The sequence below is a fragment of the Pseudomonas retamae genome (assembly GCF_043496865.1).
GTDB lineage: Bacteria > Pseudomonadota > Gammaproteobacteria > Pseudomonadales > Pseudomonadaceae > Aquipseudomonas > Aquipseudomonas retamae.
In genome coordinates this window covers 111,966-127,364 of the sequence record NZ_JBIEIL010000004.1, presented here as the reverse complement: position 1 = coordinate 127,364, position 15,399 = coordinate 111,966, and the positions used below count along the sequence as shown (strand labels likewise).

At 61.5% G+C, this 15,399-nt stretch carries 9 protein-coding genes; 1 reads left to right on the top strand and 8 read right to left on the bottom strand.

Translation table 11 applies throughout. The annotated features are described in order from the left end of the window. Window positions 1–114: 114 nt before the first annotated feature. The 6 genes from ACGSLL_RS09425 to urtA all read right to left on the bottom strand — a co-directional run bounded on the left by ACGSLL_RS09425 (window position 115) and on the right by urtA (window position 6,693). A complete protein-coding gene (locus ACGSLL_RS09425) occupies window positions 115–954 on the bottom strand; it encodes an urease accessory protein UreD (RefSeq protein ID WP_394505203.1) in 840 nt (279 codons plus the stop codon). Window positions 955–997: 43 nt separating this feature from the next. Then, window positions 998–1,696 carry an urea ABC transporter ATP-binding subunit UrtE gene (urtE, locus tag ACGSLL_RS09420; protein WP_203420552.1) on the bottom strand — a complete coding sequence of 233 codons (699 nt, stop codon included), beginning with the start codon at window positions 1,694–1,696 and terminating at the stop codon, window positions 998–1,000. A 140-nt stretch (window positions 1,697–1,836) separates the two neighbouring features. Then, entirely contained in the window at window positions 1,837–2,706 is an 870-nt protein-coding gene (urtD, locus tag ACGSLL_RS09415) for an urea ABC transporter ATP-binding protein UrtD (RefSeq protein ID WP_016771888.1), read from the bottom strand. Continuing rightward, complete coding sequence (urtC, locus tag ACGSLL_RS09410; protein WP_394505200.1) at window positions 2,703–3,782, bottom strand: urea ABC transporter permease subunit UrtC; 1,080 nt, start codon at window positions 3,780–3,782, stop codon at window positions 2,703–2,705. Before urtC ends, urtD begins: the two co-directional genes overlap by 4 nt. After that, window positions 3,782–5,284 (bottom strand): urea ABC transporter permease subunit UrtB, encoded by a 1,503-nt coding sequence (gene urtB / locus ACGSLL_RS09405; protein WP_394505198.1) that lies wholly within the window; start codon window positions 5,282–5,284, stop codon window positions 3,782–3,784. Before urtB ends, urtC begins: the two co-directional genes overlap by 1 nt. 143 nt (window positions 5,285–5,427) lie before the next feature. Next, the gene (gene urtA, locus ACGSLL_RS09400) at window positions 5,428–6,693 is read right to left on the bottom strand and encodes an urea ABC transporter substrate-binding protein (RefSeq protein WP_090280971.1); all 1,266 of its coding nucleotides are present in this window, start codon (window positions 6,691–6,693) and stop codon (window positions 5,428–5,430) included. A gap of 19 nt (window positions 6,694–6,712) precedes the next feature. On the opposite strand from urtA, the gene ACGSLL_RS09395 reads away from it, so the two are divergent. Beyond that, window positions 6,713–11,695 carry a DUF4329 domain-containing protein gene (locus ACGSLL_RS09395; RefSeq protein ID WP_394505195.1) on the top strand — a complete coding sequence of 1,661 codons (4,983 nt, stop codon included), beginning with the start codon at window positions 6,713–6,715 and terminating at the stop codon, window positions 11,693–11,695. Between the two features lie 51 nt (window positions 11,696–11,746). Here ACGSLL_RS09395 and ACGSLL_RS09390 read toward each other — a convergent pair whose 3' ends face one another. After that, the gene (locus ACGSLL_RS09390) at window positions 11,747–13,120 is read right to left on the bottom strand and encodes a PepSY-associated TM helix domain-containing protein (RefSeq protein ID WP_394505193.1); all 1,374 of its coding nucleotides are present in this window, start codon (window positions 13,118–13,120) and stop codon (window positions 11,747–11,749) included. A gap of 152 nt (window positions 13,121–13,272) precedes the next feature. Then, the gene (locus ACGSLL_RS09385; protein ID WP_394505190.1) at window positions 13,273–15,393 is read right to left on the bottom strand and encodes a TonB-dependent copper receptor; all 2,121 of its coding nucleotides are present in this window, start codon (window positions 15,391–15,393) and stop codon (window positions 13,273–13,275) included. Window positions 15,394–15,399: the final 6 nt, after the last annotated feature.

Below are 15,399 nucleotides of genomic sequence, written 5' to 3'. Positions count from 1 at the left end.
GGCACAAATCCCTGTGGGAGCGAGCCTGCTCGCGAATACGGGCTCACATGCTGCACATGTATTGGCTGACAGGGCGCTTTCGCGAGCAGGCTCGCTCCCACATTAAATTGCATTTCAGGTGTTCCAGATTCGCGGAGGCATGCCCTCACGACCGAGCAACGCAGGTCTTAGCAGTCGCCACAAATCAATCAGCCAGGCACGGGCGAGCAACGCCTCGCTCGCCAGACACCGCGCCACCAACAACCCCGGCAACTGCGTCAGATCCCCGCGCACTGCGTGGCCCAGCGAGCGACAGAGCTCCATTAGTTCAGCATCAATTTCACCGCTCACCAGCAACGTCGCAAACACCGGTTGGCCATCCAGACCGATCGGCGAATCGAGCAAGCCATCGCCGCCGACGATGCGTTGGCGTTCATGCCAGAGCAAGCGCCCGTCGCGGCGAATATCCAGATGCGCCTGAAAGTGCCCCAGGTCAAAGCGCTCGCCACTGGCCGGCCTTCCCAGCGCCACGACATCCCAGTAGAACAGCCGCGCATCGCCTTCAAGATCAATGGACGTGGTCAGTTCAGCCTGCGCGGCGCTGTAGACGATGGTTTCCTGCGGCAGCCATTCCAGCGTCGCCCCGGCTGCAACCTGTAAATCGAGTTGCTGATAAGCCGGGCCACCGGCGCGATACCACTTGGCGGCGCCGGGGCTGGTGATCTGCGCCCAGGCGTTGGCTTCGACGCGGGCACTGATGTCGAGGCGATCACCGCCGGCAATTCCCCCCGGTGGGTGGACGATGATGTGCTGGCAGACTTCGGGGCCTTCGGCGTACAGATGCTTTTGCACACGCAGCGGTCCGAGGTGCCGGCGCATGACCGGCCGTGTGCAATCGCCGAAACGCGCGTAGGCCAGCTCCAGCTCGGCGTGCCAGCTCGGGGTAAACAGGGCAGGTGCAACAGTCGAATTCATGGTGTGTGATTATCGTTAGGAAGCTACAGATTAGACCGGCGCGTTAGATCGTGACCAGCCCGCGTACACCCTCGGCCTCCATATTTTCACCGCGACCCTGCTGGACGATCTCGCCGCGCGACATCACCAGGTACTGATCGGCCAGTTCTGCGGCGAAATCGTAGAACTGCTCGACCAGCAAAATCGCCATGTCGCCGCGTTCCGCGAGTTTCTTGATCACAGCGCCGATCTCCTTGATCACCGAAGGCTGAATGCCTTCGGTGGGCTCGTCGAGGATCAGCAACCGTGGACGACTGGCCAGCGCGCGACCAATCGCCAACTGCTGTTGCTGCCCACCGGACAAATCACCGCCGCGGCGCTGCTTCATTTGTAGCAGCACCGGGAACAACTCGTAGATGAAACCTGGCACTTCCCTGGCTTCACTGCCGGGAAAGCGCGACAGGCCCATCAGCAGATTTTCTTCCACGGTCAGACGACCGAAGATCTCGCGGCCTTGCGGCACATAAGCAATTCCGGCATGCACGCGCTGGTGCGGTTTGAGCGTGGTGATCGGTTTGCCTTCCCAATTCACCGCGCCTTCCTTGGCGGGCAGCAGGCCCATCAGGCATTTGAGCAAAGTGGTCTTGCCCACGCCGTTACGCCCGAGCAGGCAGGTGACTTCGCCGACCTTCACGTCAAAGCTCAGGCCGCGCAGGATGTGGCTACCGCCATAGTATTGGTGCAGCTTGTCGACTTGCAGCATGTTCCAATTCCTTCTGTTTCACACAGAACCCTGTGGGAGCGAGCCTGCTCGCGAATGCGGAGTGACATTCAACATCTTCATCGCCTGATGCACCGCTTTCGCGAGCAGGCTCGCTCCCACAGGTTTTGTATTCGCAATGTTCAGCGGCCGAGGTAGACCTCGATCACCCGCTCGTTTTCCTGCACCTGCTCCAGCGAGCCTTCCGCCAAAACGCTGCCCTGATGCAACACGGTGACGTGATCGGCAATCGAGCCGACAAAGCCCATGTCATGCTCGACCACCATCAGCGAATGCTTGCCCGCCAGCGACTTGAACAGCTCGGCAGTGAACTCGGTTTCGGCATCGGTCATGCCCGCCACCGGCTCATCGAGCAGAAGCAATTGCGGGTCCTGCATCAGCAGCATGCCGATCTCCAGAAACTGCTTCTGGCCGTGGGACAACAACCCAGCTTGGCGATTGACCGAGGTGGTCAGGCGAATGGTTTCCAGCACTTCGCTGATGCGATCTTTTTGCTCGCCACTGAGGCGCGCACGCAAGCTGGCCCACACCGACTTGTCGGTTTTCTGCGCAAGCTCGAGGTTCTCGAACACGCTCAAGGCTTCGAATACTGTCGGTTTCTGAAACTTGCGGCCAATCCCGGACTGGGCGATCTGCACTTCGCTCATCTGCGTCAAATCCAGCGTTTCGCCGAACCACGCCTTGCCGTGGCTCGGCCGGGTCTTGCCGGTGATCACGTCCATCAGCGTGGTCTTGCCCGCGCCGTTGGGGCCGATGATGCAGCGCAGTTCGCCGACGCCGATGTACAGGTTGAGATTGTTCAGCGCACGGAAGCCGTCGAAGCTGACGCTGATGTCTTCCAGGGTCAGGATTGTGCCGTGACGGGTGTCGAGGCCCGGGCCGACGCGTTGGCCGAGGCCGATCGAGTCGCGGCTGGTGCCCTCGTCCTTGTTCGGCTCGACCGGGAAGAATGCCGGTTCGAGCATGAATTCAGCACTGGCGGTTACTCTCATTGTTCACCTCGTTTCTTCAGCAGACCGATCACGCCTTTGGGCAGGTACAGGGTCACGACGATGAACAGCGCGCCGAGGAAAAACAGCCAGTATTCCGGGAAGGCCACGGTGAACCAGCTCTTCATGCCGTTGACCACGCCGGCACCGAGCAGCGGCCCGATCAGCGTGCCGCGCCCGCCAAGAGCGACCCACACCGCGGCTTCGATCGAGTTGGTCGGCGACATTTCGCTCGGGTTGATGATGCCCACCTGCGGCACATACAACGCCCCGGCCAGGCCGCACAACACCGCGCTCAACACCCACACGAACAGCTTGAAACCGCGCGGGTCGTAGCCGCAGAACATCAGGCGATTTTCCGCATCGCGCAGCGCCGTCAGTACCCGGCCGAACTTGCTTTGCGCCAGACGCCAGCCGATGAACAGACTCGCTACCAGCAACAGCACCGTGGCCAGAAACAGCACCGCACGGGTGCCCGGTTCGGTGATGCCGAAACCGAGGATCGTGCGGAAATTGGTAAAACCGTTGTTGCCGCCGAACCCGGTTTCGTTGCGGAAGAACAACAGCATGCCGGCGAAGGTCAGGGCCTGGGTCATGATCGAGAAATACACGCCTTTGATCCGCGAGCGAAAGGCGAAGAAACCAAACACCAGCGCCAGCAGACCCGGCGCCAATACCACCAGACACAGCGCCCAGACAAAGCTGCTGGTGCCGGTCCAGTACCACGGCAATTCGCTCCACGACAGGAAAGTCATGAACGCCGGCAGACCATCGCCAGCAGCTTGGCGCATCAGGTACATGCCCATCGCATAACCACCGAGGGCAAAGAACAAACCGTGGCCCAGCGACAACAGCCCGGCGTAACCCCAGACCAGATCCAGCGCCAGGGCGACGATGGCGTAGCAGAGGATTTTTCCGGCCAGCGTCAGGGTGTACGCCGAGACCGACAGGGCATTTTCCGCCGGCAACAATGACAGCAGTGGCAGGGCGATCAGCAAGGCGAGAACTACCGCGCCGACCGCGATCGTGACTTTTGGCCCGGCCTTTTGTGTGGCCGTGACTAACAGAGGCTGGTTCATCAGTCGATCACCCGTCCTTTCAGTGCGAAGAGGCCTTGCGGACGTTTCTGAATGAACAGAATGATCAGCGCGAGGATCAGGATCTTGCCGAGTACCGCACCGATCTGCGGTTCGAGAATCTTGTTGGCGATGCCTAAGCCAAATGCGGCGAGCACGCTACCGGCGAGTTGCCCAACGCCGCCGAGCACTACCACCAGAAACGAGTCGATGATGTAGCTCTGGCCGAGATCCGGGCCGACGTTGCCGATCTGGCTCAGCGCCACACCACCGAGGCCGGCGATGCCCGAGCCGAGGCCGAACGCGAGCATGTCGACACGCCCGGTCGGCACGCCGCAGCAGGCGGCCATGTTGCGGTTCTGAGTGACGGCGCGCACGTTCAGGCCCAGGCGGGTCTTGTTCAGCAGCAGCCAGGTCAGCACCACCACGAACAGCGCGAACGCGATGATCACGATGCGGTTGTACGGCAGCACCAGATTCGGCAGCACCTGAATCCCGCCCGACAGCCACGCCGGGTTGGCGACTTCAACGTTCTGCGCACCGAACATCAGACGTACCAGTTGAATCAGCATCAGGCTGATGCCCCACGTTGCGAGCAGGGTTTCCAGCGGGCGGCCGTAGAGGTGACGGATCACCGTGCGCTCCAGCGCCATGCCGATCGCCGCCGTGACGAAAAACGCCACCGGCAGCGCGATCAACGGATAGAACTCGATGGCTTGCGGTGCGTAGCGCTGGAACATCAACTGCACCACGTAGGTCGAGTAGGCACCGAGCATCAGCATTTCGCCGTGGGCCATGTTGATCACCCCGAGCAGGCCGAAGGTGATCGCCAGACCGAGCGCCGCGAGCAGCAGAATCGAGCCGAGGGACATGCCGCTGAATGCCTGACCGAGGACTTCGCCGATCAGCAGTTTGCGTTTGACTTGGGCAAGGCTGGTTTCAGCGGCGGTGCGCACGCCGGCATCGCTTTCCACACCCGGTTCGAGCAGGCCTTCGAGGCGTGTGCGCGCCAGCGGATCGCCGGTTTCACCGAGCAAACGCACCGCCGCGAGGCGCACGGCCGGGTCGCTGTCGACCAGTTGCAGATTGGCCAGCGCCAGGCTCAGCGCGGCGTGGACACTTTCGTCTTGTTCGCCAGCCAGTTGCCGGTCGAGGAATTTCAGCTGCGCGGGTTTCGCGCTTTTCTGCAATTGCTGCGCGGCGCTCATCCGGATATTGGCGTCGGCGGCGAGCAATTGGTGGCTGGCCATGGCGGTGTCGATCAGACCCCGCAGGCGGTTGTTCAGGCGCAAGGTTTTGGGTTGGCCGTCGATGCTTAGCTCGCCTTGCTGCAAGGCACCGAGCAGTTCGATGCGCGCCGGATCGGGCTGCGCGGCCCAGGTTTCCAGCAGTCTGGCCTGTTGCGTCGGGTTGGCCGCGACGAAGTCTTCGGCGTCGCCGGCGTGGGCCAGTAGCGGCAGCAAGAGTGCGATGGCATAGATAAATCGGTAAAGGGCAGTGGGCATATGCTTGGCCTTGCATAGTGATCGTTCCCACGCTCCGCGTGGGAATGCAGCCCGGGACGCTCCGCGTCCCATGCGCGGACGCAGAGCGTCCGTCGAGGCATTCCCACGCAGAGCGTGGGAACGATCAGGTTGAGCGGGATGACTCAGTTGCTCTTCACCGCATAATCGGGCTTCTTGTCGTTGCCCTGAATGAACGGGCTCCACGGTTGGGCGCGCACCGGCCCTTCGGTTTGCCATACGACGTTGAACTGACCGTCGCTCTGGATCTCGCCGATCATCACTGGCTTGTGCAGGTGGTGGTTGGTCTTGTCCATGGTCAGGGTGTAACCGGACGGCGCGGCGAAGGTCTGGCCGGCGAGGGCTTCGCGGACCTTGTCGACGTCGGTGGATTTGGCTTTCTCGACCGCCTGCGCCCACATGTGGATGCCGACGTAGGTGGCTTCCATCGGGTCGTTGGTCACCGCTTTGTCGGCGCCCGGCAGGTTGTGTTTCTTCGCGTAGGCTTTCCAGTCCGCGACGAACTTCTGGTTCACCGGATTCTCGACCGATTCGAAGTAGTTCCACGCCGCGAGGTTGCCCACCAGCGGTTTGGTGTCGATGCCGCGCAGCTCTTCTTCACCGACCGAGAACGCGACAACCGGCACGTCGGTGGCCTTCAGGCCCTGGTTGGCCAGCTCTTTATAGAACGGCACGTTGGAGTCGCCATTGACTGTCGAAATGACCGCAGTCTTGCCACCGGCCGAGAACTTCTTGATGTTGGCGACGATGGTCTGATAGTCGCTGTGACCGAACGGCGTGTACACCTCTTCGATGTCCTTGTCGGCCACGCCTTTGGAGTGCAGGAACGCGCGCAGGATCTTGTTGGTGGTGCGCGGGTAGACGTAGTCGGTGCCGAGCAGGAAGTACCGCTTGGCGCTGCCGCCTTCTTCGCTCATCAGATATTCCACCGCCGGGATCGCTTGCTGGTTCGGCGCCGCGCCGGTGTAGAAGACGTTCGGCGACATCTCTTCGCCTTCGTATTGCACCGGGTAGAACAGCAAGCCATTGAGTTCTTCGAACACCGGCAGTACCGATTTGCGCGACACCGAAGTCCAGCAGCCGAACACCACGGCAACCTTGTCCTGGGTCAGCAACTGCCGGCCCTTTTCGGCGAACAGCGGCCAGTTCGATGCCGGGTCGACCACCACCGGCTCGAGCATCTTGCCGTTCACGCCGCCCTTGGCGTTGATCTCATCGATGGTCATCAGGGCCATGTCCTTGAGCGACGTTTCGGAGATCGCCATGGTCCCGGACAACGAATGCAGAATCCCGACCTTGATGGTCTCGGCGGCCTGGACAGTCCAGGTCATGCCCATCGCGGCAATGGATGCCGTGAGTGTGAAAGCCTTGATCAAACTGCGACGCTTCATTGTGCGATCTCCATGAACATTGAGTTTTTATGGTTGGCAGATGCGGACGACTGAAGGGTGTTTTGCAAGGGCTGTGCCTGGTCGGGTTTCAGCAAGAAAATGTCGTATCAGAGCGCTCGCTCGCCGAAGGTGTGCACCACGAGTGGACGGGTTGCGGGCGATGGTGCGCCGAGGTGCGCCAGATTGGGGCGCCCGATTGGCGCGTGGCAGGTGCCCGGAGCGTGATACAGAAACGATATACATGTACCGCCGTTCGCAGGCATCGCAGGCACAGACTCATTCGATCGTTATCCGATTTCCAACAGGATGTTTTATGAATGATGTGTCTGGCCGCTCTGGCCGTGCGGCAAGTCCCGCTAAAAAACGACTTCCGACCCTGAGTCCCGCTTTCCTGTCCCAAGAGGACGCTGCTTATTGGGTTCACAGCCGGATTCCACTCGGCTCGGACAGGGAGCATGGCAGCGTGATTCTGCGACGCCCGGACGGAAAGTTCGTCGCTACGGCCCCCGTGCCTGGCGGCGTCAGCAGTTTCGACCTGAGCAGCATTGTCGAACTCGACGCGTCGGGGTCACTGGTGCCGCCCAAGGGCTACACGTTCGCAGCGAACATTCATAGCCATCCACCGCGTCACGATGTCTTTCGCAAGCTCTATCCAGACCTGGATGAAATGAATCTGCGGCTGTTCGTCAATTTCTTCTCCAGTGATGACTTTCTCGGAGATGTGGCTAACCAGGAAGTCTTTCCCAGTGCCTACCTCTCCGGCCCCGATGGCACCTTGCTCAAGTATTCGCCCAGCGGTTCCGAGGCAGAGTTTCTGTATTACAGCTGGCACGATGCGGGGTCGCCGCCCGGTCATCCAGACGGGACCTATGACGTGCCGAGCATCATCAGGAAATTTGCTTCGGTGGGTGAACTCAAGGTGATCGTTTCCAATGCGGACTGGGGGCATTCGATCGGTGTCGTGCCTTCAGACTGGCAGCGCGGCAAGGCATTTGGTCAGAACATCGTGCGCGAGCTACCGCTGCTGACCCGCGTCTGCGCCAGCGCCGAACGCGCCGTGCTCGCCGCGCTGAAATCCAGAGGTGCGCAGACCGCCGGGCTGGTGCTGAAAAAACTTTCCGGGGAAGAATACGTCGCGACCCATGCACGCCCGACCGGTCTGGCGGCGTGGGACGCCGAACAGCTGTTTCCAGTGGATGCCAAAGGACAGTCGCAACTGCCACGAGGCTATCTGCTGGAGGGTTTTTACTTTTCCTCCCGGCCAGATCCGACGGCGTTCCCGCCGACTCAAAAGTGGCTCCATGCAAATTTTTTTACCCCGCAGGAAGTCGCACTGGCTATCGAGGCCCATCGACGCAATAAACATCTCGGCACGGTCGGGCGAGTGTTATCCCTGTATATGCAGGCGCAAGACCATTCGATGTTGAAGTACAGCTTCAGCGGTGACCCGGTCGAGTCGGCGCTGAGCGTGGTCGACGCTGACGGAACGGTCGGCGACAACGGTGTGCAGGCGCGATTATTGGCCGGCACCTTGCGTCCTCGCGTATTCGTTTCGATGCTGGTATTGGCCGGCAGACTGGAGGTGCTGCGCGGCAGTGCGTTGTGGGCGCGTCTGGGGCGCGTGACGCTGGAATGGCAACCCTTTGCGCATTTTCCCTGGCCGGTGTTGAGTCGCGATTTCCTGTCTGCGGACGACGCGGCCCGTTATGCCCATGAACAAGTCGGCAAGCGCCGTGATCGGCAATACGCGGGCTATGTGCTGGAACGCAGCGACGGCCGTTTCGTGGTCACCGAACCTCTGGCAGGCGGCATCGTCGCCCTCAGCCGCGGAACGTTTTTCCCGAGTGACAATGACGGCCGTCCCGTATTGCCTGACGACCATTCAGTGCACGCGCATTATGTTTCTCACGAGGCGTTGTCGCGACTCGATCCAGCCGTGGTCGAGCGCTTGAAGTGGACGCGCGAGGAGGCTGTGCTGAGTCTGCAAATGCTCAGCGTCGAGGAGACAAGGCAGGCTTTGCTGGACGCAAAGCCTGTGTATTCATCCGGTGCGCAGAACAGTCTGCTGCGGTACGAGCCGGGACAGAGCACGTCCGCCCGCGCCCTCGTCATTGGTCTTGGCACCGCCGAACATCCGGGGCCACTGGCACAGGGCCTGGGCAACGGGACCATCCGGCCGCAGCAATTGATCCGCGAGCAGGCGGCAGCAGGACGCTTGATGATCCTGACCAACAACGACCTATGGGGCGCGCGCGGGCAGGTCTCAGCCACCTGGGTCATGCCGGTGCGGGCCCTGCCGAGCAGCCGCCCGGATCCGCTGATGTTCGGAGCGCTCTTCGCCTCGGCGGATGAAGCGGCGCAGGATCGCTATTCGCGCGATAGCCGAATGCACGATCAGGAGCGAGCGTGGTTCGGCTTCATTCTCAAGCACCAGAGCCGCGACGATCATGTCGCCACGGAGTTGGTGGCGGTCGGCGACCAGCGCAACAACGTTTTTCAACTGCAAGCACTGTTCAATGTTCGACGGTCACCGCCGTGGTACCAGTTTCCCGAGGGTTTCTCCCCCCATGCGTTTTTCTACTCACGTCAGCGCGTGAAATTTCCGTCAGGCGCAGCCGACGCCTGGCTGGCGCGATATTTCATACCGCCGGATGACCTGGCCATCTCGATGTATTACGCGCGCCGCCGCCCGGTTGCCGGAGCACAGCCACTGGTTGCGCTTTATCTGGCCACTCATGACGGCGCGCTGCTGAAGTACGTAATGCACCGCGCCAGCAAACTGTTCGATGACGCCACGCCCGATCTGACGCTCGACACCCTCAAACGCCGGATCGCTGGCGGAAGGCTGTCGCCTGCGGAATTTGTCCGGATGGTTGCCGACAGTGGTGAGCTGACGGTCATGCGCACCAGTCGCTGCTGGGACAGGGCGGGGCTGGTAACGATGGACTGGCAACCGATCTCATACGCGCAACGCCGGGAACTGACGCCGCTTTTCCAAAGTGCTGACGATGCGGCGGTGTATGCCAAAGGGTTGTTACCCGGCATGACGCAAAAGACCCTTGGCGGGGTGATTCTGCAAAGGGCTGACGGCTTGTATGTCGCCACCACGCCCATTGAAGTCTCTCGTGAAGACTTCGACATCAGCGAAATCTACCCGGATGAAAACCCGGCTCTCGGCTTGTTTCCGGCAGGCTGTCGGGTCATGGCACGTTATCGCTCAAGAGTCGCCAGTGAATTTTCCTTGTTGTTGTCGCCAGTGCAAAAGCAGATCTACGTGAACATGCTGTCGGTCGAAACGTTGTACTCGGCATTCGTCCGCCTGCGGGACCGGCAATTGCGTGAATACCTGTTCGCGCCTGACGGTTCGCTGATTCGCTATGACGCCGGGCTCTGGGAGCAGTTGTTCATCGATTTCCTGTTTACTCTGGCCGAGTACCAGGCGGTGCCCGAGTCCTTCGACGCAAAAAAAATCAAGCAGTGCATATCTCTTGGCGAATTGCAGCCCTCGGCCTGGCTTGACGCGCTGGCCAGAGCTGGCGATCTGCATGTGGTGATCGCAAGCCCATTGTGGGGCTTGCCCGGTCGGGTGAGCGAGTGGGGGGACGCTTCGGTCAGGCTGTCGCCGACCCCGGGTTACACCAAGGCCACCAGTGTTGCAGCGTGCAGTCCGGCGTTTGTGCAGGCCGATGCAGCCGCACGGTATGTTCATGAGGCCGCGGTGAGTCGCGCCAGCCAAACCTTCGGATTCATCTCGCGCTCGCCGCAGGATGTGTACATCGCCAGCCTGGCGGTCGAGGTGCAGGGCTCGCACCTGGCACTGGATCGGGTATTCGAACAAGGCAAGCCCACTGACGGGTTTGCTCTGCACGCGATTTATCTGCGCTCGGCGTTGCCGTCACTTGGCGCGCCGAACGATGACTTCCAGTATTTCTGCTTCCCGCCAGGCGACGTGCAGCAGGCCTGTATACGGGCGTCTACGCCGCAAGGTTATTGGCCGATCTATTTTTCCTGCGCCGACGGCGCGCTCTTGCGTCTGCAACTCCACGCGTTTGAACCGGGTGAGTTCTTTGATGATTTTGGCCAGATCCAACTGCGCCCCAATGCCTTCGTATCGAAGGATCAGGCGGTGATCGATGAACGCGACATTGCCCGAGGCACTTTCAGCTTTCTCGATTACGTGCGCCGGATGGCGCACGCCGGTCAGCTCGACGTGATCGAGACCAGCGAGTACTGGTCGCGTCACGGTCAGGTGACGCAGGGATGGCAGCCGCGCCAGGCCGATGTATCCGCCGAGCAACGCTGGCGGGACGATCACGTCCCGGCGTTGGGGCCGATCTTCCAGCACTCTGACGATGCAGCTCGCTATGCTCATCAGCGAACCGGCACCGCAGTGACCGAAACAGGTTACGAGGGGGCGGTGCTGGCAGAGCAGACCAGCGGCCGGTTTGTGCCACTGGAACCCATAGCCTATGTCGTGGGAAAGGACGACCCGCTGTCGCGTATATTTCGCACAGCCACCGATTCTTCCGTCAGTTGGCGCAACCCGGTGCCGCGTTATCCGCAAGGGTACGCACTGGTGGCCAGCCATCAGTTTCACGTATCGGGCAACACGTTGCTGGTGCCGGACACCGATCAGGTCTACGCAAATTTCGCCTCGCCCGCGCTGGTGCTTGCGCATACCCATGAACCTGCCGAGAAAGGTTTGAAAATCCGCGATTATTACTACTCGACGCCGCACGCTGTGCTGCTCAAATACACCCCTGTGTATTCGGCGGCGGAAAAAAACCTGTTGTCGACCCGGACGGTGACGTTTGAGGGCGGGAAATGGGTAAGCCGACTGAGCCCGGGTGGATTCTTATCGCGGCTGGTGGATCTGGGGGAATTCAGGGTCTTGATCGCAGGTTACTACTGGCGTCAGTCCGGAAGAATGGGCAGTGCCTGGCGAACCCGCCGCCAGCAATCTCCGAGCCCCGCAACTGTCAGGTGGCGGGACGAGTTGTAAGTCAGGGAAACAACTGGCGCGGGCGATTGAAGCCCACCCGCGCCATTCCCGTCAGCGGGGTAACTCTGCGGTGCTGCCGGCGACTCTCGGCAGCACAAACCGGTCAAGCATCCACACCACCACCAGCGATGCCCCCACCAGCGGGAAAATCACCGCCAGCGCCAGCATGATCACCACGCCGGTTTTCCATTTCGGCAGATCATGGCGCAGCGGCGGTACACCGAACTTGCCTTCGGGCCGACGCTTCCACCAGATCACCACACCGCTGACGGCGCTGAGCAGAATCATCAGGCAGATCAGCAGCACGACGATCTGGTTGAAGGTGCCGAACATCTTGCCTTCGTGGAGCATCACGCCGATTTCCGTGGCGCGGGCCACCGTGCCGTACTGCTCGAAACGCACATCGGCGAGGACCTTGCCGGTGTACTGATCGACATGCAGGGTGGCGTCGTTGCGTGGGTCGTCGGCGAACACCGCGATGGTGAACACGCCGGTGGCGGTAGTCGGCAGGGTGATGCTGTAGCCCGGTTCGACTTTGCGCTCGGTGGCGATGTCCTGTACGGCTTGCAGGCTGACGGTCGGCGCGGCAGGACCGGCGTGGGCACCCGCGTGCGCCATGTGTTCGGCGTGGTCGCCGGACATCGGCATCGGCGTGTTTTCCATCGCCCATGGCACGGTCTGGCGCGTGGCGCTGTTGAGGCTGCGTGCTTCAACGTCGGAGGTCGGCACGTTGTTCCACATCGCTGCCGGGAATACGTTCCACACCGCCGCATATTGTTTGCCCCAGAAGCCGGTCCAGGTCATGCCGCTGAGCAGCATCACCAGCAGCAATGTTGCGCCCCAGAACCCGGTGACGGCGTGCAGGTCACGCCACAGTACGCGGCCGCGCGTGTTCAAACGCGGCCACAAAATGCCCGCCGCCTGACCGCGCGGCCACCACAGGAACAGCCCCGACACCACCAGCACCACGCCCCAGCCGGCGGCCATTTCGATCAGCCGGTCGCCGACGGTGCCGATCATCAATTCGCCGTGAATGGCGCGGGCGATAGCTTGCAGGTTTTGCTTGGCATCCTGCTCGCCGAGAATGTCGCCGTGGTACGGATCGACGAACACGTTGAGTTCGTGGCCGGCGTTGTTGACCACGAACTGCGCGCTGCGCTCGGCGTTCAGCGGCGGCAGGTACTGAGTGACCTGGCCTTGCGGGTAAGCGTTTTTGACCCGCTGCAGCAGGTCATCGGCCGGCACCGTGTGATGGCCGGCGGGGACATTGAGCAGACTGCTGTACATCAGCGAATCGAGTTGTGGTTTAAACAGGTAAATGATCCCGGTCAGTGCCAGCATGACCATGAACGGGGCGACGAACAGACCGGCGTAAAAATGCCAACGCCAGGCCAGGTTGTAGAAATTCGGTTGGGGCTGTTTCATCAGGTTTGCTCCGCTTGGCTTGGTTCTTCTGGTTGTCTGTTTTACCTGTGGGAGCGAGCCTGCTCGCGAAGCGGTTGGTCAGTCGCTATTGATGCTGACTGTGCCGCCGTTTTCGCGAGCAGGCTCGCTCCCACATAGGGTGGTGTTGACCGTTAGAAACTCATATCGACTTTGGTCCAGAGCGTGCGCCCCGGTTCATTAATGGCTTGCGGGTCGTTGGCCGGGTAGCCGAATCCGGCGTTGCCGGCCAGGTTCAGATGCTCCGCGTACGCCTTGCCGAACAGGTTGTCTACGCCGCTGCTGACCTTCCAGTGCTTGTTGATCCGGTAGGCACCGTTGAGCGAAAACACGCCAAAACCTGCGCTCTGGTCGTAGTCCTTGCCGACCACGTTGCCCTTGTTTTCATCGATACGGTGTTGCGCGCTCACAACCCGCCACAGGGCTCCGGCGCTCCAGTCGTCCTCGCTGTAGGTCAGGCCGAAACGCGCATCCAGCGGCGGCATTTGCGGCAGCGCCGTGCCGTCACTGCTGTTTTTGCCCCAGGCGTAGGCGAGGGTCGCATCGGCTTTCCAGTTGTCAGTGAGCCGGTAGGCGGCGCCGACTTCGCCGCCCATGATCCGCGCGTCGATGTTCTCGGCACGCGAGGTGCTCATGCCCGTCATCGCCGGGGAGTAATCGAAGAGAATGTAATCGCGCACCACGCCGATGTAAGCGGACGCCCAGGCTTCGAGGTCGGCGCGCTTGTAGTTCAGGCCGAAGTCGAGCTGGGTGGTCTTTTCCGGTTTGATCGCATCGAAGGCATTGACCGAACCCACCGGTCCATTGCTTGCGGAAAACAGTTCCCAGTAATCCGGGAAGCGCTGGGCATGGCCCAAACCGGCGTAAAGCGTGGTCGGGCTGTCGGCGAGGTCATGCTCGTAGCGCACGAAACCGCTGGGCAGGGTGTCGGCGCGCGTATCGTCGGCGGTCGGGTTGGGCCGTGACATCATTGCGGAACCGATGGTTTGCCGGTAATCCCTGGCCGAGGCGCGGTCGAGCCGGGCACCGCTGATCAGTCGATCGCGGTCGGCGGCGTACCAGGTCATTTCGCTGAACACGCCATAGTTATGGAAGTCGGCGTCCTTGCTGTACGGCAACCCCTTGTAAGTATCGATACCCATCGCGCTGCGCTGACGGTGTTCGTTGGTCTGCGCGTCGAGGCCGGTGATCAGCTGAATATCGGCCCAGCGCCAGGTCGCCTTGATCCGCGCGCCGAGGGTGCGGCGGTCAACATTCGACGCCATCGGGCCGGCCATCATGCCGGTGCCGGTTGGTGTGCGCAGGGTGTAGTTGTCCATCACATGGTCAGCGTAGTTGTAGTAGACCTGCGCTTCGAATTTCTCCAGCACGTCAGTAATGCTTGATTTCTCGAAGCGCAGGCCGAGGCTCTCACGCAGGAATTGCGCACCGTCCATGCCGCGTCCGGCGTAGCGCGCTTCGCCATCGCCCTTGCCGGCGGTGAGCTCGACCAAGGTGTCGGCGTCCGGGGTCCAGCCGAGTGCGATATCGCCGTTCCACTTGTCATAGCGCGAGGCGACGATGTCGTTGTTGCCGTCGCGATAGTCGTCGGAATGCGCGGTATTGCCGATCACCCGCACGTAACCCAACGGGCCGCCGGCCGCGGCGTCGATGACCTTGTCGAAGCGCCCGTGGGAGCCGGCGAGAATGCTCGCGTTGACCCGTGTGCCGAGTTCGCCGAAGTTTTCCGGTTCACGCTCGAACAGCACCGTACCGGCCGATGCACCCGGCCCCCAAAGTACGGTTTGCGGGCCTTTGATCACTGTGAGCTGATCGTAGGTTTCCGGGGAAATGTACGAGGTCGGGGCATCCATCCGCCCGGGGCAGGCGCCGAGCATCATGCTGCCGTTGGTGAGGATGTTCAGGCGCGAGCCGAACATGCCGCGCAGCACCGGATCGCCGTTGGTACCGCCATTGCGCACCAGGGCAAAACCGGGAATGGTCTTCAGATAATCGCCACCGTCGCTGGCCGGCACCGGCTGGCGCGGGTCTTTGGGGTTGGTAACGATGGTCAGCGGCGAGCTCGGTGCGATCGCGGTGATCACCGTCGGGCTCAGTTCCTGATTGTGGCTGGCGTGTTCATCGGCCAGTACCAGCGGGGACAGCAGGACGCCGCAAAGCACGGCGGTAGCATGCCTGAAACGAATCGATGATTCGTGCAAAGCGAAAGACGCCGGGGCAGCCCCCAAGCGTGAAACAGCAACAAACCTGGACATGACAAT

What these genes read in the sequence shown, in the direction of transcription:
- ACGSLL_RS09425 (WP_394505203.1), bottom strand. Translation starts at nt 954, where the DNA reads ATGAATTCGACTGTTGCACCTGCCCTGTTTACCCCGAGCTGGCACGCC.
- urtE (WP_203420552.1), bottom strand. Translation starts at nt 1,696, where the DNA reads ATGCTGCAAGTCGACAAGCTGCACCAATACTATGGCGGTAGCCACATC.
- urtD (WP_016771888.1), bottom strand. Translation starts at nt 2,706, where the DNA reads ATGAGAGTAACCGCCAGTGCTGAATTCATGCTCGAACCGGCATTCTTC.
- urtC (WP_394505200.1), bottom strand. Translation starts at nt 3,782, where the DNA reads ATGAACCAGCCTCTGTTAGTCACGGCCACACAAAAGGCCGGGCCAAAA.
- urtB (WP_394505198.1), bottom strand. Translation starts at nt 5,284, where the DNA reads ATGCCCACTGCCCTTTACCGATTTATCTATGCCATCGCACTCTTGCTG.
- urtA (WP_090280971.1), bottom strand. Translation starts at nt 6,693, where the DNA reads ATGAAGCGTCGCAGTTTGATCAAGGCTTTCACACTCACGGCATCCATT.
- ACGSLL_RS09390 (WP_394505193.1), bottom strand. Translation starts at nt 13,120, where the DNA reads ATGAAACAGCCCCAACCGAATTTCTACAACCTGGCCTGGCGTTGGCAT.
- ACGSLL_RS09385 (WP_394505190.1), bottom strand. Translation starts at nt 15,393, where the DNA reads ATGTCCAGGTTTGTTGCTGTTTCACGCTTGGGGGCTGCCCCGGCGTCT.